Origin of the sequence: Streptomyces sp. NPDC006643, assembly GCF_042870175.1 — a bacterium.
GTDB lineage: Bacteria > Actinomycetota > Actinomycetes > Streptomycetales > Streptomycetaceae > Streptomyces.
The window spans coordinates 195884-214960 of sequence record NZ_JBIAHA010000002.1; the positions used below are offsets into that span (position 1 = coordinate 195884).

Below are 19077 nucleotides of genomic sequence, written 5' to 3' on the forward strand. Positions count from 1 at the left end.
GTGGATTCCGCTCATCGCAGGCCCCCCGCACGAAGAGAACGGACAGGGGGCGCTGGCCTGACTTCTTCGACGCAAGGGGTTCGATCGACAATGGCGACAACTGACATCTCCGCTTCTGTCCCCTACCAGGAGGTGACGGACCGGAACGGACGTATCTACCGGATCGGGCAGTCCGACCGGCAGATCATGGGCAGGCCACGCTGGACGATGGTGCTCTTCCCGTGGATCGGCATGATGGGAATCAGCTCCTCGGAGTACGCGTTCACCGCGGCCGAGGACACGCTCCACACGGCGCACGCGTGGAGCAGCGGGCACATCTTCTGGCTGATGGGTGTCTGGATCTTCTTCCAGGCGGCCGTGGCCTTCCCCGCGGGGCAGCTCCGTGAGAGCGGCAAGCTGCCCGCCCGCTACGCGATGATGCTCGGCGCGCTCGGCACGCTGCTGGGGTACCTGTCCCTGGCGTACGCGCCGCACGTGATCGTGGCGTACATCGGCTTCGGTATGTTCAGCGGTATCGGCGCGGGTCTGGTCTACGCGACCTGCGTCAACATGGTCGGCAAGTGGTATCCGGAGCGCAAGGGAGGCAAGACCGGCCTCGTCAACGGCGGTTTCGCCTACGGCTCCGTGCCGTTCGTCTTCCTGTTCAGCACGTACATGGACCTGAGCAACTACCAGGGCGTTCTCGTCTTCGTGGGTGTGGTCTGCTGCGTGATGGTGGCGGCCTCCGGCTGGTTCTTCAAGGACCCGCCGAAGTTCTGGTGGCCCGAGGGTGCCGACCCGCTGAAGGTCTCGGACGACCCGAGGATCCGGCGCGCGCTGGAGAAGAACCCGCCGGCCGTCCGGCAGTACACACCGAAGGAAGCGGCACGCGTACCGGTCCTGTGGATGATGTGGTTCTGCCTGCTCTGCACGGCGGGCATCAACATCTTCGGTATCGCGATGCAGGTTCCCTTCGGCAAGGAAATGGGCTTCGCCGGCGGAATCGTGGCCACGGCCATGTCGCTGAAGGCCATCGTGAACGGCACGGGGCGCGGCGTCATCGGCTGGATATCCGACAAGTACGGACGCCGTCAGACACTGATCTTCGTCTGTGTGGTCCTCGGTATGTCGCAGTTCGGCGTGCTGGCCTCCGGATCGATCGGCAACATGCCGCTGTTCCTGGTCTGCTCGATGATCTCCGGCTTCGGCGGCGGCGCGATCTTCCCGCTGTTCGCGGCCATGACGGCGGACTACTTCGGCGAGAACAACAACGCGTCGAACTACGGCATGGTCTACAGCTCCAAGCTCATCTCCGGTCTCGTCGGTGCCGGTGTGGGTGGGGTCGTGGTGAGCAACTGGGGCTACAACACGGCGTTCATCATCGCCGGTGGCGTCGGACTGTTCTCGGCGTGCCTCGCGATCTTCCTGAAGGCACCGGGCAGGCCGGACATCAGGAAGATCCAGGCCAATCCCAACCCGATCGGCCGGGAGGACGCCTGAGCGGACCCGGATCACGGGATCGCTGACACATATACGAGGCCCCCTGTGCGGCTCCGGAAGGAGTCGTACAGGGGGCCTCGTCATGCCCGGTCGGAGGCGGGGATCAGCAGCGCTTCTCGCGCAGCGAGTGCAGGTGGTCCGCCGACTTCTGGGCGAACAGGATGGAGTCGACGGGGTTGTCGTGCTCCGCCTGCCAGTGGTGGTCCCGGCGGCCGTTGTGGGTCTTGTTCACGGCCGAGATGAACTTCTTGTAGTCGATGTCGCCGTCGCCGACGTCGACCATGTCGTAACCGTCGCGCGCCTCCTCGTTCTTGACGCCGTCCTTGACGTGGAAGAGGGGGTAGCGGTCGGGCTGCTTGAGCACGTACTTCAGCGGGTCGAGCGGCGCGGGCTTCCCGTCGCCGGTCACGCTGAAGCGGTGCTTGGCGGCGAACGCCCAGTAGATGTCCATCTCCAGATAGACCAGCTTGGGGTCGGTCTCCGCGAGCAGGACGTCGTAGAGGCGGACGCCCGGCTGGTCGCTGGCGAAGGAGAACTCCTCGGCGTGGTTGTGCTGGTAGAACTTCATGCCGCGCTTGCGGGCGGCTGCCCCGTAGGTGTTGAAGTCCTCGGCGGCCTTCTTCCAGGCGTCGACGGTGTCGCCGTGGCGCCAGGGGCCCGACGCGGTGCCGATGTGGTCGAGGCCGAGCGCCTGGGCGTCGTCCAGCACCTTCTCCAGGTTCTGGGCGAAGCTGTACGCGTCGGGGTTGTTGTCGTCGGCGTAGTTGACGTGGCTGCCGATCGGGCGCAGGCCGTGGTTCCTGGCGAGCTTGCGCAGCTGCGGGATGGTGATGTCGCCGGCGCTGCCCTGGGTGTAGCCCGCGTACTCGATCTCGTCGTAGCCGAAGCGCTCCAGCTCCTCGAAGACCTTCGCGAAGCCGAGCGAGTTGACCTTGTCACGCAGCGAGTAGAGCTGGATGCCGAGGTGGCCCGGGGTGAGGACCGGCTCGGTCTTGCCGTGCCCGTGACCGTGACCGTGGCCGTGTCCGTGGCCCCGGCCGCGGTCCGCCGCGGCGGCGGGAGTGGCCGCCGAGAGACCGAGTATCGCTGCGGCACCGGTACCCGCGGCCACACCCAGCATGTTGCGCCGGCTGAGCTTGGCTGCGAGCTCCGGGTCGACTGACTTCTTGCGGCTCATGCGTGGAACTCCTTAGATCAGTGCAGTCCTGCGAGATTGAGGAGCAGGGATTTCACGTCGGTGGCCTGGGTGCGGCCGGCGACGGCTTCGGGGGTGGAGCAGAGGATGAGCGGACCTTCGTCGTCGCTCAGCGGGAGGCGGCCGTGGCTGCCGCGGATGGGTGAGGGGTCCAGGGGGACGACGGCGAGCCGGTAGCGCATGCCGAGCTTCTTGCGGGCGATGGCCTTGGCCGCCTTGACCTTCACATACGGGTCGAGGGGGTCCATGAACAGCTCGACGGGGTCGTAGCCCGGCTTGCGGTGGATCTCGACCAGCTGGGCGAAGTCGGGCGCCTTGGCGTCGTCGAGCCAGTAGTAGTACGTGAACCAGGCGTCGGGTTCGGCGACGGCGACCAGTTCGCCGGAGCGCGGGTGGTCCAGGCCGTAGTTCTTCTTGCCCTCGTCGTCCAGGAGTTCCTCGATGCCGGCCAGGTCCTTGAGCGCCTCGCGGGTCGCGTCCAGGTCCTCGGGGCGGCGCACATAGATGTGCGAGATCTGGTGGTCGGAGACGGCGAAGGCACGCGACGCCATCGGGTCCAGATACTCCATGCCGTCCTGGGTGTGGACCTCCAGGAGTCCGGCGCGGCGCAGGGCCCGGTTGATGTCGACGGGCCGGGAGACATTGGTGATGCCGTACTCGGACAGGGCGACGACGGTACGGCCCTCACGGCGCGCGTCGTCCAGCAGCGGGCCCATCGCCGCGTCGAGGTCGCGGGCCGCCTGGTGGGAGCGCGGGTCGTCGGGGCCGAAGCGCTGGAGGTCGTAGTCCAGATGCGGCAGGTAGCACAGCGCCAGGTCGGGGCCGCGGGTGTCGATGATGTGCCGGGTGGCGTCGATGATCCACTGCGAGGAGACGAGGTCGGCGCCGGGGCCCCAGAAGTGGAAGAGGGGGAACGTGCCGAGTTTGTCGTGGAGTTCGTCGTGCAGCTCGGGCGGCCGGGTGTAGCAGTCGGGCTCCTTGCGGCCGTCGGCGTAGTACACGGGGCGGGGCGTGACGGTGTAGTCGGTGTCGGCGCCCATCGCGTACCACCAGCAGATGTTGGCGACGGTGTAGCCGGGGTGGACGCGGCGGGCGGCGTCCCAGAGCTTGTCGCCGGAGACCAGCCCGTTGTGCTGGCGCCACAGGAGCACGTCGCCCAGTTCGCGGAAGTACCAGCCGTTGCCGACGATGCCGTGCTCGGACGGCAGGGTGCCGGTGAGGAACGTGGACTGCGCGCTGCATGTGACGGCGGGCAGCACGGTGGTCAGCGGGGCCTGCGAGCCCGCCGCGGCGAGCTTCTTCAGATTCGGCATATGGGCCAGGAGCTGGGGCGTGAGTCCGACGACGTCCAGGACCAGCAGCGGGGTGGGGGCGGTGGCGGGGTCGGCGGTCACGGCAGCTCCTTGAGGCCCAGGTCGACCAGCAGGTCGCGGGCCAGTGTCAGTTCGGCGGCGATGCCCTCGGCGAGCCGGCCGCGTGAGCGGGGGCGCAGCTCGGGCGGGAGCGCCTGCCAGGTGTACGTCTCGACCTCCAGGTGGCGGGTCAGCGGTTCGGGACCGCCGACGAGCCGGGCGAGGGTGTCCTGGAGTACGGGGAGGGTGGAGGTCAGGGGCGGGGCGGGGGGCGCGTGCAGGGGCACGTGGAAGTGCGAGCGCCAGGGCGCGCCGTCGGGCAGCGCCTCACCGGCCAGGGCCTCTTCGAGGTCGTCGGTGCCGCGCAGCCCGGCGGCCGTCCGGGTGCGGGTCTGGTGCAGGAAGCGCGGCTCGGCGAAGGCGGCCAACGCGTCGCGTACCTCGGGCAGATGGGGGTGCTCCGCGTGCAGCGCGGCGGAGAGCTGGGCCTTGGGGATGGTGACGCCGGCGTCGGCGAGGGCTTTCAGCGCGGTCGCCGGGTCCTCGAAGGAGGTGGCCAGATGGCAGGTGTCGACGCAGATGCCGATGCGGGCGCTGGCGACGTCGGTAAGCGGCCCGATCGCGTCGGCGGTGGTCTCGACGGTGCAGCCGGGCTCGGGCTCCAGCGCGATCCGGATGGATTTGCCGGTCAGCTCCTCCAGGGCGTCGAGCCGTTCGGCGAGGGTGGTGAGCGCGGCGTGGGCGGTGCGGGCCGCGTCGTCGTCGAAGGCGGTGCGCCAGGCGAGCGGCAGCGTCGAGACGGAGCCCTCGGTGACGTCGTCGGGGAGCAGCGAGGCGAGGAGGCGGGCGAGGTCGGTGGTGTGGGCGAGGCGTTCGGGGTCGGCCCAGTCCGGTTTGTAGACGCGGTACTTGACCTCTTCGGCGCCGAAGCCCTCGTACGGAAAACCGTTGAGCGTGACGACCTCCAGGCCGCGTCGCTCCAACTCGCCTTTCAGTCCGCGCAGTTGGACGGGGTCGTTGATCAGGGAGCGGGCGGCTCCCTTGGCCAGCCACAGGCCGATGCCCAGCCGGTCCCGGCCGAGGCGCTTGCGCACCGGCTCGCAGTGGTCGCGCAGTTGGGCGAGGACGCCTTCAAGGGTCTCGGCGGGGTGCACGTTGGTGCAGTACGAGAGGTGGACGGTGGAGCCGTCGGGGTGGCGGAAGCGCATGGCTCACTCACCGCCGCGAAGAATGGAGTTCCCCTCGTGGAGGGCTTCCGGCGCCGGGACGTCGAGCTGGAGTCTGCCGCTGAGGCCGTAGAACTCGACGGGGTTGCGCCACAGGACCTTGTCGACGTCGTCCTCGGAGAAACCGGCCGCGAGCATCGCGTCGCCGACCTTGCGGGTCTTGAGCGGGTCGCTCTTGCCCCAGTCGGCGGCGGAGTTGACGAGGACGCGGTCGGTGCCGTGGGAGCGGAGCACGGAGACCATCCGGTCCTCGTCCATCTTGGTGTCCGGGTAGATGGAGAAGCCCAGCCAACTGCCCGACTCCGCCGCGTCCTTGACGGTCGTCTCGTTGAGATGGTCGAGCAGGACGTGCTCCGGGTCGAGATTCGACTCGCGTACGACGTCGATGGTGCGGCGCAGCCCGGTCAGCTTGTCGCGGTGCGGGGTGTGGACCATCGCGGGCAGCGCGTACTCGGCGGCGAGCTGGAGCTGGGTGGCGAGCGCGACGTCCTCGGCGGGGGTCATGGAGTCGTAGCCGATCTCGCCGACGGCGACGACGCCGTCCTTGACGAGATAGCGGGGCAGCTCCTCCAGGACGGGGGTGCAGCGCGGGTCGTTCGCCTCCTTGGGGTTGAGGGCGAGCGTGCAGTGGTGCGCGATGCCGTACTGCGCGGCGCGGAACGGCTCCCAGCCGAGCAGCGCGTCGAAGTAGTCGAAGAAACTCGCGGGTGAGGTACGGGGCTGGCCGAGCCAGAAGGACGGCTCGACGAGCGCACGGACTCCGGAGGCGTACATGGCCTGGTAGTCGTCCGTGGTGCGGGAGGTCATGTGGATGTGGGGGTCGAAGATACGCATCAGGACTCCTCGCCGGTCATGTTCAGTACTCGGTGCAGGTCTGGGGGGACCGACCGGCCCGCCGCGGTGCGCTCCGACGCGAAGTCGGTGAGCATCCGGGCGAGTTCGGCGTCGCCGTGGGCGCGGTGCTCCGCGCCGGCGACGGCGGCGACGGGCACGCCGGTGAAGAGGCACTTCAGTACGGCGTGCCGCCAGGCGTGCGGGTCGAGATGGTCGGCGGCGTACGGGCCGACGGCCGCCTCGACCAGCCTGGTGTCATTGGTGCGCAGGGCGTCCTCGACGAGCGGCAGGGCCTCGGGGCCGGGGACGCGGTGCGGCAGGGCGAGGAGTACGGCGCGGCGCTCGGCGGCGGCGCCCTGGTGGTAGAGGCGCGTGAGGGTGGCGACGTCGGCTCCGGCGTGCTGGAGGAGCAGGGTGCGGACGTCGTCGGCGTTGTCCTGTCCGCAGTGGCGGCCGGCGGCGGCGAACCTCAACTCCCACTTGGGGACGGCAACGTTGTCTTGTCCCCTGCCCGACTCCGCCGCCTCGGCCAGTGCCTGGTCCAGCCAGGCGACGGCCCTCGCGTCGAGCCGGGCGTCGATCTCCTCGCGGTTCATGCCGGTGCTCCCGTCGAGCGAAGGAAGTCCAGGGAGGCGCGGGCCATCTCGGGGCCGGCGTGCGAGTGCCGGGGCAACTCCACGACGGTCAGGCCCTGGTAGCCGGTGGCGTCGAGCGCGGCCAGCACGGGCGGGAAGTCGATCTCGCCGTCGCCGAACGGCAGATGCTCGTGCACACCGCGCCGCATGTCCTCGATCTGTACGTGGCGCAGCCAGGGGCCGGCGTCCCGTACGCAGTCGGCGGGCGACGCGGGCTCCAGACACTGGCAGTGGCCGATGTCCAGGGTCAGGCCGAGGGGTTCGGGGTCGCCGAGGAGCCCTCTGAGGTGGTGGAATCCGGCGATGTCGGCCAGGAGATGGCCGGGCTCGGGCTCGATGGCGACGGGGACGCCGGCGGCCTGGGCCGCGTCGATGACCGGGGTGATCGACTCCTCCAGACGCTTCCAGGCGGTGTCCGGGTCGGTGCCGTCGGGGGTGATGCCGCTGAAGCAGTGCACGGCGTGCGCGCCGAGATCGGCGGCGACCCGCACGGCGGTGACGAGCAGGGCGGTCCGGGCGGCGCGGCCCTCGGGGTCGGGGTCGAGCAGGGTGGGCCCGTGTTTACGGCGCGGGTCGAGCACATAGCGGGCGCCGGTCTCGACGGTGACGCCGAGGCCGAGTTCGGCGAGCCGGGCGGCCACCTTGGCGGTGCGGGCGGCGAGTTCGGGGGCGAGCGGGTCGAGATGCATATGGTCGAGGGTCAGTCCGACCCCGTCGTACCCGAGGTCGGCGAGCAGCCCGAGGGCGTCGTCGAGGCGCAGGTCGGTGAGCCCGTTGGTGCCGTATCCGTAGCGGATGGTCATGTCACACTCACCTTCTTCGCGAGCTTCCTGGCGAGCGGGACGAGCCCCATGACGGCGAGCCCGACGCCCGGGGCGCCGCCGCGCGCGGCGAGGGCGGCCTGGAACGGGATCATCGCCCGGATCCCCCCGCCGACGGCGCGCTGCGTGAGCTGCGGGGACGGATTGAGCGCGGCATGCAGGAAGGCCCGCCCGGCGGTACCGGCGAAGACGGCGGCGAGCACGGGCGCGACGAGCCCCGGGGGCCCGCTGTCGGTACGGGGCCGCCCCACCACGGCGGCGAGTACCCCGGTGGCGACGAGCGCGGCAGCCGGCGCCCCGACGGACCCGCCGTACACCTCCCGCCGGGAGACGGTGGTGACGGCGAGGGTATGCGCGCCGAGGAGCCCGGCGGGGAGGAGCGCGCCACGGGGCACGGACTCGGTGCCGGTGCCCCCGTGCCACGGGAGTGTGGCCGGGCGCGGACCGGCCGACCCGGCGAACTTGCTCGCCAAGGCCTCCACGGGCGTCCGAACGGGACCGGCCCCCGCACCGCGCGGCACGGCCGGGCCGGCGGCCCAGGCCGACAGCCGGGCGCCCGCGCCAGGCGCGGCGGGCGACGCCGAACCGGCCACCGAGCCGGTGGCCTTGGCCACCAGGGCGTCAAGCGGGGCGACGAACGACGAGGCCGTACGGCCTCGGTCGCCGGTCGACCGGGCGAGCTTGTTCGCCAACGTCTCCACCGGCGTCGTCGCACGGCCCCGGCGGGCCGGTCGGCCCGCCCAGGCCGACAGCCGGTCGAGTACGCCCCGACGTGTCGGCGGCATCAAGGATCGGATCGTCGGACGGGGCGTCCGGGCGGTGGCCGAGCTCGTTGCCGTGGCGCCCATCAGGACGTCCAGTGTGCGGGCCGCGCCCATGGCCAGTGGGCCCGCCGACGTGTGCTTCAGGCGGAGGTCGTACGCCCAGACCGTCGCCGCCAGGGCCGTCGAAAGGGCCAGGGTCGGGCGGCCCGCGCGGGAGGCCAGGAGGAGGCCGGTGGCGGTGAGGGCGCCCGCCGCCGTCAGGGCCGCGTTCGGGGTGATGCGGCCCGAGGGGATCGGGCGGTGGGGGCGTTCCACGGCGTCCTCGTCCCGGTCCGCCCAGTCGTTCAGCGCCATGCCCGCCTCGTACAGGCACAGCGACGCGCCGACGGCGAGTGCCGTGCCGCGGTTGGGGCGGACCCCGGCGGACGCCGCGCCCGCCAGGGCGTCGCCCGGGACGGTGAACAGCGCGGACACCCGCAGGAGTTCGGCCCAGGCGCGCAAGCTCACTTGCTCTCCTTCAGGCGCTCGGCGAAGGAGAGGAGCGCGTCGAACTGTTCCGCCAGCGCGGCGGGGCCGCCGTCCGGGTCCTTGAAGTAGAAGCCCAGCTCGGGCAGCGGGCCGGAGAGCCCCGCCTCGTGGGCGCGGGCGACCAGCCGGGCCAGGTCCAGGACCAGCGGTGCCGCGAGCGCCGAGTCGCAGCCCTGCCAGATCGTCTGGAGGATCATGCGGGAGCCGAGGAACCCGTCGAACGCGATGTGGTCCCACGCGGTCTTCCACTCGCCGAGCGCGGGCACGTCGTCGATGTGCACCTCGCCCTCGGGCGCGATCCCGAGCGTGTCGGCGAGGACCCGTTCCTTGCCGGCGTTCTTGGCGGCTGCCGCCGCCGGGTCGGCCAGCGCCGCTCCGTCCCCGCCGCCCAGCAGGTTGGTGCCCGACCAGGCCCTGACGTCGAGGGCGCGCTGGACGAACATCGGGGCGAGTACGGAACGGAGCAGCGTCTGGCCTGTCTTGCCGTCGCGGCCCGCGTGGGGAAGTCCGCAGGCCGATACGGCGTCCGCGAGGGCCGCGCTGCGCAGCCCGGTCGACGGGGTGAAGTTGACGTAGGAACAGCCGGCCTTGAGCGCGGCTGCCGCGTAGAGGGAGCTGGCCGGCAGCCGCGGGTCGTCCGCGGCGGGCTCGGGCTCGGTGGAGGAGACGTTGACGACGACGGCGCGCGCGACGCCGGTGCGCCGGACGAACGCGGTGATGTCGTCGGCGAACGCGGCGATCAGTTCGTCGTCGTCGCGGGTGTCGCCGGGCATCGGCCCGCCGGCGCGGATCTCCGCGTCGGCCGCTTCGAGTTCCGCGGCGATGCTGTTGGGCAGGCCGTGCGGCAGGACGCCGGCGGCGGCGAGCGCCTCGGCCCGCTTCGGCAGGGGGCAGCTCGCGGTGTCGTGGCCACCGAAGACCAGCGACGACAGGGCGGGCAGGCCCGACTCCGCGAAGGGCGGTGTCTCGGCGACCATGCCGGTCGCGGGGTGGAGCCCGGCGACGACCGCCGCGCATCCCGCTACGGCTGTCGTCGCGACGGAGCCGCGTGCTCCGACGAACCAGACTCCGGTACGTCCTGCAGTCGAATCGTTGGTGGTCACGGGCTGCCTCCCTGCCGGGTGGGTGTGTTGGTGGACGGCGGGCGGGGGGTACGGCGCCTCCCCGCCCGCCGCCGGCTGGCGGCCGGCCTCCTGGTGGGTTGCCAGGAGGCCGGGTGGCGCTCCTAGCCGGTGCTAGGAGGCCAGTTCCCTCAGTTGGATGTTGCGGAACGCGACCTGATCGTCGGCACCATGATTCTGGATGCCGAAGTAGCCGTCCTTCAGGCTGCGCGCCGGATCGGTGTTGGTGAAGTCGTTGATCTTGACTCCGTTGAGGATGACCTGGACCCGTTCACCCTGGACCTTGATCTCGTAGCTGTTCCACTGGCCCGGAGGCCGCAGAACCTGGTCCCTGGCCTTGATGTTGGCCGACTTGAAGCCGTAGATCGCACCGGTGGTGCGGTCCACCGCGTCCGAGGCGTCGATCTGGATCTCGTAGCCGTTGTTGACGGCGGACCAGGGGTCGTCGGAGGCCGGGAAGCCGATGAAGACACCGGAGTTGTCGTCCCCGTCCATCTTCCAGTCCATCTTCAGGGAGTACGAGCCGAGCGACTTGGGCTGGTACCAGAGCATGCCCATGCCGCCCTCGGTGTGCAGCTCGCCGCCACCGATGTTGAACTTGCCCGGTCCGGCCTGCTTCCAGCCTTCGAGGGTCTTGCCGTTGAAGACTGACCGGTAGCCGGTGTTGGGCTTGCAGTCGGCCTTCACCTGGCCGGCCGCGTAGCGCAGACCGCCCAGCAGGTGCTCACGGAAGGCCGGTTCGGCGTACGACTCCTTGGTGTGGCCGCCGCCGGTGTAGAACGACCGGCCGCCCTCGTACGTCTGGCACCAGGCGATCGGGTGGTCGCCCTTCATGGTGCCGCCCTGGTAGGTCGTCTCGTCGAGGGTGGCGAGGACCTTCACGTTCGAGCGGGGGTTGTCGCGGTAGTTGTACCACTCGTCCGTGCGCTGCCACTCGTCGTCCAGGTGACCGGTCGACGGGTGGTTCTTGTCCTCGACCCGTACGGTGGCCTGCTGGATCTGCGGGTGACCGGAGAAGTAGGCACCGACGAGCTTGCCGTAGTAGGCCCAGTCGTACTCGGTGTCCGACGCGGCGTGGACGCCCATGTAGGCACCGCCGGTGGAGATGTAGTACTCGAAGGCCTTCTGCTGCTCGGGGTTGAGGACGTCACCGGTGGTGGAGAGGAAGACCACCGCGTCGTACCGGGCGAGGTTGTTGGTGGTGAACTGCGCGCCGGTCTCGGTGGCGTCGATCGTGATGTTGCTGCTCTTGCCCAGTTCCTTCAGCGCCGCGATCCCCTCGGGGATGGCGTCGTGGCGGAATCCGGCGGTCTTGGAGAAGACGAGGACTCTCTTCTCGGTCTTGCCGGCGGCCTGGTCGCTGATCTCGAAGTCGTCGAGGTCGTAGAGCGCGCCCTCGCCGCCCTTGAAGACGAGGAACAGCTCCGTGGTGGCCTTGGGCACCGAGCGCAGCGGTACGTCGATGTCCTGGAAGGTGTCCCAGCTGCCGGTCACCGGTATCGGCGCGGAGCCGAGGAGCTTGCCGGTGGCGGAGCCCGTACGCACTTCGAGGAATCCACCCGAACCGCCGGAGGAGACCCGGGCGGTGAGGGTCTTGGACCCGGTCAGGTTGTACGGCTTGAAGGAGATCCAGTCGTCGTTGCTGATGTCGCCGACGGTCTTGCCGCCGTTGGCCGACGCCTTGTCGTACGTCTTGATGCCCGACTGGGCCGTGAAGTGCTCGGCCTGCCGGTGGCGGGGCTGGAGCTGCACCTGGTCGTGCGTGGTGAGCGCGGCCTGGCCGCCGCCTCCGCCGTCGGTGTACTCGGCGTCGATGACACCGAAGATGTCGGCGTTGGGGTCGTGCTCGCCGTCCGCCGGGGCGGTGATGGTGCCCTCGCAGCCCTTGGCCGAGGTGATCGGGTGACCGTGGCTGTCGTGGCCGAGGATGTAGTTGACGGTGACCTTGGAGCAGTCGATCGGACCGTCCTCGGGGTCGGTGACGGTCACCTTGAAGGGCAGCTTGTCACCGAACTTGAAGAGGGCTCCGTCGGCGGGCACGGTGAGCGTCACCTTGGGCGCGGTGTTGCCGACGACGACGCGCACGGAGGCGCTGCCGGTGTGACCCTTGGGGTCGGTGGCGGTGAGCGTCGCGGTGTAGGTGCCGTTCTTCTTGTACACGTGGCTGGGGTTGGGCTCGGTGGACTTGCCGCCGTCACCGAAGTCCCAGGCGTACGTCAGCTCGTCGCCGTCGGCGTCGGCGGTGCCCGCGGAGGAGAAGTTCGCCCGCAGCGGCGCCTTGCCGGACGTCTTGTTGGCGGCGGCCACGGCGACCGGGGCCCGGCCGTCGGCGATGTTCTCGATGCGGTAGACGGCCGAGTTCTCGTCGCCGCCGAACCAGGCGCGGCCGTAGTCCAGGACGTAGAGCGCGCCGTCGGGGCCGAACTCCATGTCCATGACCTGGGTGCCGGTCCACGGGAAGTCGTGGATGCTGGTGACGGTGCCGTCCGCGTCCTTCTCGATGCGCTTGATCCACTCGCGGCCGAACTCGCCGGCGAAGAAGTCCCCGTCGTACTCCTCGGGGAACTTCGCGGCGGACTCCAGGTCCGGGTCGAAGTTGTAGACCGGGCCGCCCATCGGGGACTCGGAGCCGTCACCGAACTCCGGGACGCTGTTCCCGTTGTACGGGATCCAGGCGGCCTGGGCCGGCGGCAGGTCGGTGAGACCGGTGTTGTGCGGCGACGTGTTCTTCGGCGCGGCGCAGTCGAACGCCGGGCCGGAGGTGCCGGTCGCGAAGTCGTAGTCGCGGTAGGCGTCGTTGTCGCCGGTGCAGTACGGCCAGCCGAAGTTGCCGGCCTCCGTCATACGGGCGAACTCGACCTGGCCGGCCGGGCCGCGGGTCTCGGACGCCGCGCCCGCGTCGGGACCGTACTCACCGACGTACACGATGCCGGTCTTCTGGTCGACGTTGATACGGAAGGGGTTACGGAAACCCATGCCGTAGATCTCGGGGCGCGTCTTCTCCGTGCCGGGGGCGAAGAGGTTGCCCTCGGGGATGGTGTACGAACCGTCCTCGGCGACCTTGATCCGCAGGACCTTGCCCCGCAGGTCGTTGGTGTTGCCGGAGGTGCGCCGGGCGTCGAAGGCCGGGTTGCGGTTGGAGCGTTCGTCGATCGGCGTGTAGCCGTCGGAGGCGAAGGGGTTGGTGTCGTCACCCGTCGACAGGTAGAGGTTGCCGTCCGCGTCGAAGGCGATGTCGCCTCCGACGTGACAGCACAGGCCGCGGTTGGTCTCGATGTCGAGAACCTTCTTCTCGCTGGCCTTGTCGAGGGTGCCGTCCTCCTTCAGCGTGAAGCGGGAGAGCCGGTTGTACCCGTCGAAGGGGGCGAAGTCGGCAGCCGTGCCCGTCTCGGGTGCGTCACCGGCGGGGGTGTCGAGCACCGGGGAGTAGTAGAGGTAGATCGCCCGGTTCTCGGCGAAGTCGGGGTCGATCCCGACGCCTTGGAGGCCTTCCTCGTCGTGTGTGTACACGTCGAGCTTGCCCGCGACCTTGGTGTCGCCTGCGGCGTCGGTGATGCGGAGCGTGCCGTCGCGCGAGGTGTGCAGCACCTGGCGGTCCGGCAGGACGGCGAGCGACATGGGCTCGCCCACCTCGTCGGCGCCCTTGGCGAGGGCGACCTGCTGGAAGGTGTCGTCCGTCGGGTGGGGATCGTCCGGGTGCGCGGCGGCGGGGACGGCGGAGATGGTGCCGGCTATCAGCGCGCCGGCGACGAGTGCGAGGAGGGATCTGGATCTATGACGTCTTCTGGGCACGAAAGTCCTCCAGGGGTGGGGCTGTTCGTACGTGCGGGTGCCGGGGCGACGTGGAACACCGCCCCGACGTGCCTGAGGAACGTTCTGTGCGAGCAACGTGCCCCCTACATCTCGCTGGACGTTAGCCCGGTTGGTCCGCGCCGGAAAGACCTTGCGCAGCAATTGGGTTCAACTTTTTCCTGGTTGAGGACAAAGGCAGAAATGGCAGACCGGACGGCCCGGCGGTGGTTGCTGGCCACCGCCGGGCACGTCCCTGTCACCACACCGTGCCGGCTACGTAGGCCCCTCCTTGAGCTGGATGTTCTTGAAGGAGACCTGGTCGTCGGCCCCATGGTTCTGGAGACCGATGTAGCCGTCCTTGAGGCTGCGGACCGGGTCGGTGTTGGTGAAGTCGTTGATCACGACTCCGTTGAGGAACACCTGGAGGCGCTCCCCGTCGACCCTCAACTCGTAGCTGTTCCACTCGCCCGGCGGCTTGAGCGCCTTGTCCCTGGCCTCGATGTCGGCGGCCTGGAATCCGTACACCGATCCCGTGGTGCGGTCGTCGGCGTCGGTGGCGTCGATCTGGACCTCGTAGCCGTTGTTCACGGCCGAGTTGACGTCGTCGGAGGCCGGGAAGCCCACGAAGACACCCGAGTTGTCGTCGCCGTCCATCTTCCAGTCGAGCTTGAGCGAGTACGAGGACAGTTCCTTGGCCTCGTACCAGAGCAGGCCCATGCCGCCCTCGGAGCGCAGCTCACCGTCGACGACCGCGAACTGCCCCGGTCCGGCCTGCTTCCAGCCGTCCAGTGTCTTGCCGTCGAAGATGGGCGTGTACCCGGGGTCGGGGTCCGGGCCGGGGCCGGCGCCGGCCGGGGTGCAGTCCGCCTCGACCTGCCCGGTGGCGTACTTCAGTCCGCCGAGCAGATGGTCGCGGAAGGCCGCCTCGGCGTACGACTCCTTGGTGTGGCCGCCCCCGGTGTAGAAGGACCGGCCGCCCTCGTAACTCTGGCACCAGGCGATCGGGTGGTCGCCGCCCATGTTGCCGCCCTCGTAGCTCGACTCGTCCAGCGAGGCGAGGACGCGGGCCTGGTCACGGGGGTTGGTGCGGTAGTTGTACCACTCGTCCGTACGGTCCCAGGTGTCCTCCAGATGGGCCGTGGCCGGGTGCTCGTGGTCCTCCACCTTCACCGTGGCGGGCTGGATCGCCGGGTGGGAGTCGAAGTAGGCCCCCACCAGGCCGCCGTAGAACTCCCACTCGTACTCGGTGTCGGCGGCGGCGTGGATGCCCAGATAGCCGCCTCCGCCCGCGACATACTCCTCGAACGCCTTCTGCTGATCGGCGTTCAGCACGTCACCGGTGGTGGAGAGGAACGCCACCGCGTCGTACTCGGCCAGATTCCCGGCCGTGAACGCGCCGGCGTCCTCCGTGGACTCGACCGTGATCCCGGTGGACTCCCCCAGCTCCTTCAGGGCCGCTGTGCCGGCCTCGATGGAGTCGTGCCGGAAGCCCGCCGTCTTGGAGAAGACCAGGACACGCTCGCCCGCCTCGACGGGTGACTCCCCGGTGATCTCGAAGTCGTCCACGTCGAAGAGGTCACCCTCGCCGCCCTTGAAGGACAGGACCAGATCGGTCGTCTCCGCCGGGGCGCCGGTCAGCGGTACCTCGACGTCCTCGAACGTGGTCCAGCCGCCGGTGTCGGGCACCTCGACGGAGCCGAGGAGCGTGCCGTCGGCCGCGCCGGCCCGTACCTCCAGGGTGCCGCCGGCGCCGCCGGAGGAGACCCGTGCGGTGAGCTTGGTGGCTCCCGCCAGCAGATACGGCTTGAAGGAGATCCAGTCGCCGTTCGATATGCCGCCGACGGTCTTGCCGCCGTTGGCTCCCTCGCGGTCGGTCACGGTGGTGCCGGACTGGTCGCCGGCGTGCTCCGCCTGACGGTGCCTCGGCTGGATCTCGGACTGGCCGTGGCCGGTGAGCGCGGCCTGGCCGCCGCCCCCGCCGTCGGTGTACTCGGCGTCGATCACTCCGAAGATGTTGGCGTTGGGATCGTGTTCGGCGTCCGCGGGCGCCGTGATGGTGCCCTCGCAGCCGGTCTTCGAGGTGATCGGGTGGCCGTGGCTGTCATGGCCGAGGATGTAGCGGACGGTGACCTTGGCGCAGTCGATGTCCTCCCCGTCCTCCGGGTCGGTCACGGTCACCTTGAACGGCAGTTCGTCGCCGAAGCTGAACAGCGTGCCCGGCGCGGGCAGTTCCAGCTTCACCACCGGTGCGGTGTTGCCGACGACGACCTGCACGGACGCGGTGCCGGTGAGCCCGCCGGGGTCCTTCGCGGTGACGGTCGCCGAGTAGGTGCCGTTCTCCTCGAAGGTGTGGGTCGGGTTCGGGTCGGTCGACGTTCCGCCGTCGCCGAAGTCCCAGGAGTACGTCAGCTCCTCACCGTCCGCGTCGGTGGTGCCCTCCGACGAGAAGGCCACCTCCAGCGGTCCGGTGCCCGACGTCTTGTCCGCCGCCGCGACCGCGACCGGGGCGTAGCCCTCGGTGGCGTTCTCGATGCGGTAGAGCGCGGAGTTCTCGTCACCGCCGAAGTAGCCGGTGCCGTAGTCCAGGACGTAGAGCGCGCCGTCGGGGCCGAACTCCTGGTCCATCACCTGGGTGCCGGCCCACGGGAAGTCGTTGATCGAGTCGACCGTGCCGTCGGCGCCCTGGTCGATGCGCTTGATCCACTTGCGGCCGAACTCGCCGGCGAAGAAGTTCCCGTCGTACTCCTCGGGGAATTTGACGGGCGAGTCGAGGTCCGCGTCGTAGTTGTAGACGGGACCGCCCATCGGGGACTCGGAGCCGTCGCCGAACTCCGGGACGCTGTTCCCGTTGTACGGGATCCAGGCGGCCTGGGACGGCGGCAGGTCGGTGAGTCCGGTGTTGTGCGGCGAGTCGTTCTTCGGCGCGGCGCAGTCGAAGGCCGCGCCGGAGGTGCCCGTGCCGAAGTCGTAGTCCTTGAAGGGCTCGTTGTCGCCGGTGCAGTACGGCCAGCCGAAGTTGCCCGCCTCGGTGACGCGGGCGAACTCGACCTGTCCGGCGGGTCCGCGGTCCGGGTTCGCCGCGCCCGCGTCGGGACCGTAGTCACCGACGTAGACGACACCCGTCTCCTTGTCGACGGAGATCCGGAACGGGTTACGGAAGCCCATGGCGTAGATCTCGGGCTTCGTCTTCTCCGTGCCGGGGGCGAAGAGATTGCCCTCGGGGACGGTGTACGAGCCGTCGTCCGCGACCTTGATACGCAGCACCTTGCCGCGCAGGTCGTTGGTGTTGCCGGACGAACGGCGGGCGTCGAAGGCCGGGTTGCGGTTCGCCCGGTCGTCGATCGGTGTGTAGCCGTCGGAGGCGAAGGGGTTGGTGTCGTCACCCGTCGACAGATACAGGTTGCCGTCCGCGTCGAAGGCGATGTCTCCGCCGACATGGCAGCAGGTGCCCCGGGAGGCGGGGACGTCGAGGACCTTCTTCTCGCTCGCCTTGTCGAGGGTGCCGTCCTCGTTCAGCGTGAAGCGCGAGAGCCGGTTGACCCCGTCGAAGGGGGCGAAGTCGGCGGCGGTGCCCGTCTCGGGCGCGTCGCCGGCGGGAGTGTCGAGTTTGGGCGCGTAGTAGAGGTAGATGGCCCGGTTCTGGGCGAAGCCGGGGTCGACCCCGACTCCTTGCAGTCCTTCCTCGTCATGGCTGTAGACGTCGAGGGTGCCGGACACCTTGGTGGTGCCGCCCTCGTCGGTGATACGCAGTGTGCCGTCGCGCGAGGTGTGCAGGACCTGGCGGTCGGGAAGCACCGCCAGGGTCATCGGCTCGCCTGCTTCTTCGGCGCCCTTGGCCAGGGTCACCTGCTGAAACGTGGGGGCGGCGGCTTGTCTTCCAGGGTCGGCGGCGTTGGCCGGCACGGCGCTGAGGGTGGAGCCCGCGAGCAGGGCTCCGGTCAGCAGTGCGAGAAATGATCGGCCTCTGGGACGTCGTTGACTGTGCACGAGAGTCCTCCGGAAATGCCTGTGGTACGTGCGGGTCCGAGGAGAAGAAGGAGCATGGGGCTCACCTCGGGTGGGGGGATGGGGGGAGTGCTCGTCCAAGCACCCGTGTTCCCGCATCTGTTGTTCTCGGTCCGCTGTCTCTCCGGGGCGCGCCGTCGCACCGGTGATCAACATGGCCTTTACATCTCAGTGACCGTAACTCTGTTCGTCCGAGACGGAAAGCCCTTGCGCAGCGGTGAAGTTCAACTTTTTCCCGCCTCAGGACAAAGGTCGTCCGGGCATGCCTGAGGGCCCGGCGGGGAAATCGCCCCCGCCGGGCTCCAGTTGACGCCGTGTTACTCGCCGCCGCCGAACGCCGCGTCGAAGGACGCGGTGGGCCGGTCGAAGTCGAACCGCTTCAGATCGCGCAGCGCCTCGGGGGCGCCGGAGAGCCGGTCCATGCCGGCGTCCTCCCACTCGACGGAGATCGGGCCCTCGTAGTCGATCGCCCCCAGCATGCGGAAGACGTCCTCCCACGGCACGTCGCCGTGCCCGGCGGACACGAAGTCCCAGCCGCGCCGCGGGTCGCCCCACGGCAGGTGCGAACCGAGCCTGCCGTTGCGGCCGTCGAGACGCTTGCGCGCCTCCTTGCAGTCGACGTGGTAGATCCGGTCCCGGAAGTCGTAGAGGAATCCGGTCGGGTCCAGGTCCTGCCAGACGAAGTGGCTCGGGTCGAAGTTCAGCCCGAACGCGGGCCGGTGGTCGACCGCTTCGAGCGCCTGCTTCGTCGTCCAGTAGTCGTACGCGATCTCGCCCGGGTGGACCTCGTGGGCGTAGCGCACACCCTCGGTGTCGAAGACGTCGAGGATCGGGTTGAACCGCTCCGCGAAGTCCTCGTAGCCGCGCTCGATCATGCCGGGCGGCACCGGCGGGAACATCGCCAGCAGATGCCAGATGGACGAGCCGGTGAAGCCGATGACGGTGTTGACGCCGAAGGCCGCCGCGGCGCGCGCGGTGTCCTTGATCTCGGCGGCGGCCCGCCGGCGTACGCCTTCGGCCTCGCCGTCGCCCCAGATCCGGGCCGGCAGGATGTTCTGGTGGCGCTCGTCGATGATGCTGTCGCAGACCGCCTGGCTGACCAGGTGGTTGGAGATCGCCCAGCACTTGAGGCCGTACTTGTCGAGCAGCTGGTGGCGGCTCTCCAGATAGCCGGGGTCGCTGAGCGCCTTGTCGACCTCGAAGTGGTCGCCCCAGCAGGCCAGTTCCAGACCGTCGTAACCGAAGTCACGGGCGAGCCGGCAGACCTCTTCCAGGGGCAGATCGGCCCACTGGCCGGTGAACAGTGTGAACGGGCGTGGCATACG

11 protein-coding genes and 1 pseudogene are annotated in these 19077 nt (G+C 69.8%); 1 reads left to right on the top strand and 11 read right to left on the bottom strand.

All coding sequences use genetic code 11. The features are described 5' to 3' along the window. Positions 1-90 precede the first annotated feature (90 nt). Entirely contained in the window at positions 91-1479 is a 1389-nt protein-coding gene (locus tag ACFYNU_RS03450; protein WP_356589634.1) for an OFA family MFS transporter, read from the top strand. 103 nt (positions 1480-1582) lie between these two features. Here the strand turns inward: ACFYNU_RS03450 and ACFYNU_RS03455 are convergent, their stop codons facing one another. The 11 genes and pseudogenes from ACFYNU_RS03455 to ACFYNU_RS03505 form a co-directional block, all read right to left on the bottom strand. Beyond that, complete coding sequence (locus ACFYNU_RS03455) at positions 1583-2656, bottom strand: sugar phosphate isomerase/epimerase (RefSeq protein ID WP_356589636.1); 1074 nt, start codon at positions 2654-2656, stop codon at positions 1583-1585. A gap of 17 nt (positions 2657-2673) precedes the next feature. Continuing rightward, positions 2674-4068: a nucleotide pyrophosphatase/phosphodiesterase family protein gene (locus ACFYNU_RS03460; RefSeq protein WP_356589638.1), complete on the bottom strand. Its 1395-nt coding sequence runs from the start codon at positions 4066-4068 to the stop codon at positions 2674-2676. Continuing rightward, complete coding sequence (gene eboE, locus ACFYNU_RS03465) at positions 4065-5234, bottom strand: metabolite traffic protein EboE (protein WP_356589640.1); 1170 nt, start codon at positions 5232-5234, stop codon at positions 4065-4067. Before eboE ends, ACFYNU_RS03460 begins: the two co-directional genes overlap by 4 nt. Before the next feature lie 3 nt (positions 5235-5237). After that, complete coding sequence (locus tag ACFYNU_RS03470; protein WP_356589642.1) at positions 5238-6086, bottom strand: TatD family hydrolase; 849 nt, start codon at positions 6084-6086, stop codon at positions 5238-5240. Further along, positions 6086-6682: an EboA domain-containing protein gene (locus tag ACFYNU_RS03475; protein WP_356589644.1), complete on the bottom strand. Its 597-nt coding sequence runs from the start codon at positions 6680-6682 to the stop codon at positions 6086-6088. The genes ACFYNU_RS03470 and ACFYNU_RS03475 overlap by 1 nt, the downstream gene beginning before the upstream one ends. After that, a complete protein-coding gene (locus ACFYNU_RS03480) occupies positions 6679-7524 on the bottom strand; it encodes a sugar phosphate isomerase/epimerase family protein (protein ID WP_356589646.1) in 846 nt (281 codons plus the stop codon). The genes ACFYNU_RS03475 and ACFYNU_RS03480 overlap by 4 nt, the downstream gene beginning before the upstream one ends. Positions 7525-7633: 109 nt before the next feature. Further along, positions 7634-8813 (bottom strand): annotated as a pseudogene (locus ACFYNU_RS03485) (UbiA family prenyltransferase). Further along, positions 8810-9937 carry an inositol-3-phosphate synthase gene (locus ACFYNU_RS03490; RefSeq protein ID WP_356589650.1) on the bottom strand — a complete coding sequence of 376 codons (1128 nt, stop codon included), beginning with the start codon at positions 9935-9937 and terminating at the stop codon, positions 8810-8812. The pseudogene ACFYNU_RS03485 and the gene ACFYNU_RS03490 overlap by 4 nt, the downstream one beginning before the upstream one ends. Before the next feature lie 132 nt (positions 9938-10069). Next, positions 10070-13747: a ThuA domain-containing protein gene (locus ACFYNU_RS03495; RefSeq protein WP_356589652.1), complete on the bottom strand. Its 3678-nt coding sequence runs from the start codon at positions 13745-13747 to the stop codon at positions 10070-10072. A gap of 273 nt (positions 13748-14020) precedes the next feature. Continuing rightward, positions 14021-17734 carry a ThuA domain-containing protein gene (locus tag ACFYNU_RS03500; protein WP_356589654.1) on the bottom strand — a complete coding sequence of 1238 codons (3714 nt, stop codon included), beginning with the start codon at positions 17732-17734 and terminating at the stop codon, positions 14021-14023. A 335-nt stretch (positions 17735-18069) separates the two neighbouring features. Then, positions 18070-19074, bottom strand: a complete 1005-nt coding sequence (locus tag ACFYNU_RS03505; RefSeq protein ID WP_356589656.1) for a sugar phosphate isomerase/epimerase family protein — start codon at positions 19072-19074, stop codon at positions 18070-18072. Positions 19075-19077 lie beyond the last annotated feature (3 nt).

Bases quoted from the DNA above. Each gene is read 5' to 3' on its own strand.
- ACFYNU_RS03450 (WP_356589634.1), top strand. From the start codon at position 91: ATGGCGACAACTGACATCTCCGCTTCTGTCCCCTACCAGGAGGTGACG.
- ACFYNU_RS03455 (WP_356589636.1), bottom strand. From the start codon at position 2,656: ATGAGCCGCAAGAAGTCAGTCGACCCGGAGCTCGCAGCCAAGCTCAGC.
- eboE (WP_356589640.1), bottom strand. From the start codon at position 5,234: ATGCGCTTCCGCCACCCCGACGGCTCCACCGTCCACCTCTCGTACTGC.
- ACFYNU_RS03470 (WP_356589642.1), bottom strand. From the start codon at position 6,086: ATGCGTATCTTCGACCCCCACATCCACATGACCTCCCGCACCACGGAC.
- ACFYNU_RS03475 (WP_356589644.1), bottom strand. From the start codon at position 6,682: ATGAACCGCGAGGAGATCGACGCCCGGCTCGACGCGAGGGCCGTCGCC.
- ACFYNU_RS03480 (WP_356589646.1), bottom strand. From the start codon at position 7,524: ATGACCATCCGCTACGGATACGGCACCAACGGGCTCACCGACCTGCGC.
- ACFYNU_RS03505 (WP_356589656.1), bottom strand. From the start codon at position 19,074: ATGCCACGCCCGTTCACACTGTTCACCGGCCAGTGGGCCGATCTGCCC.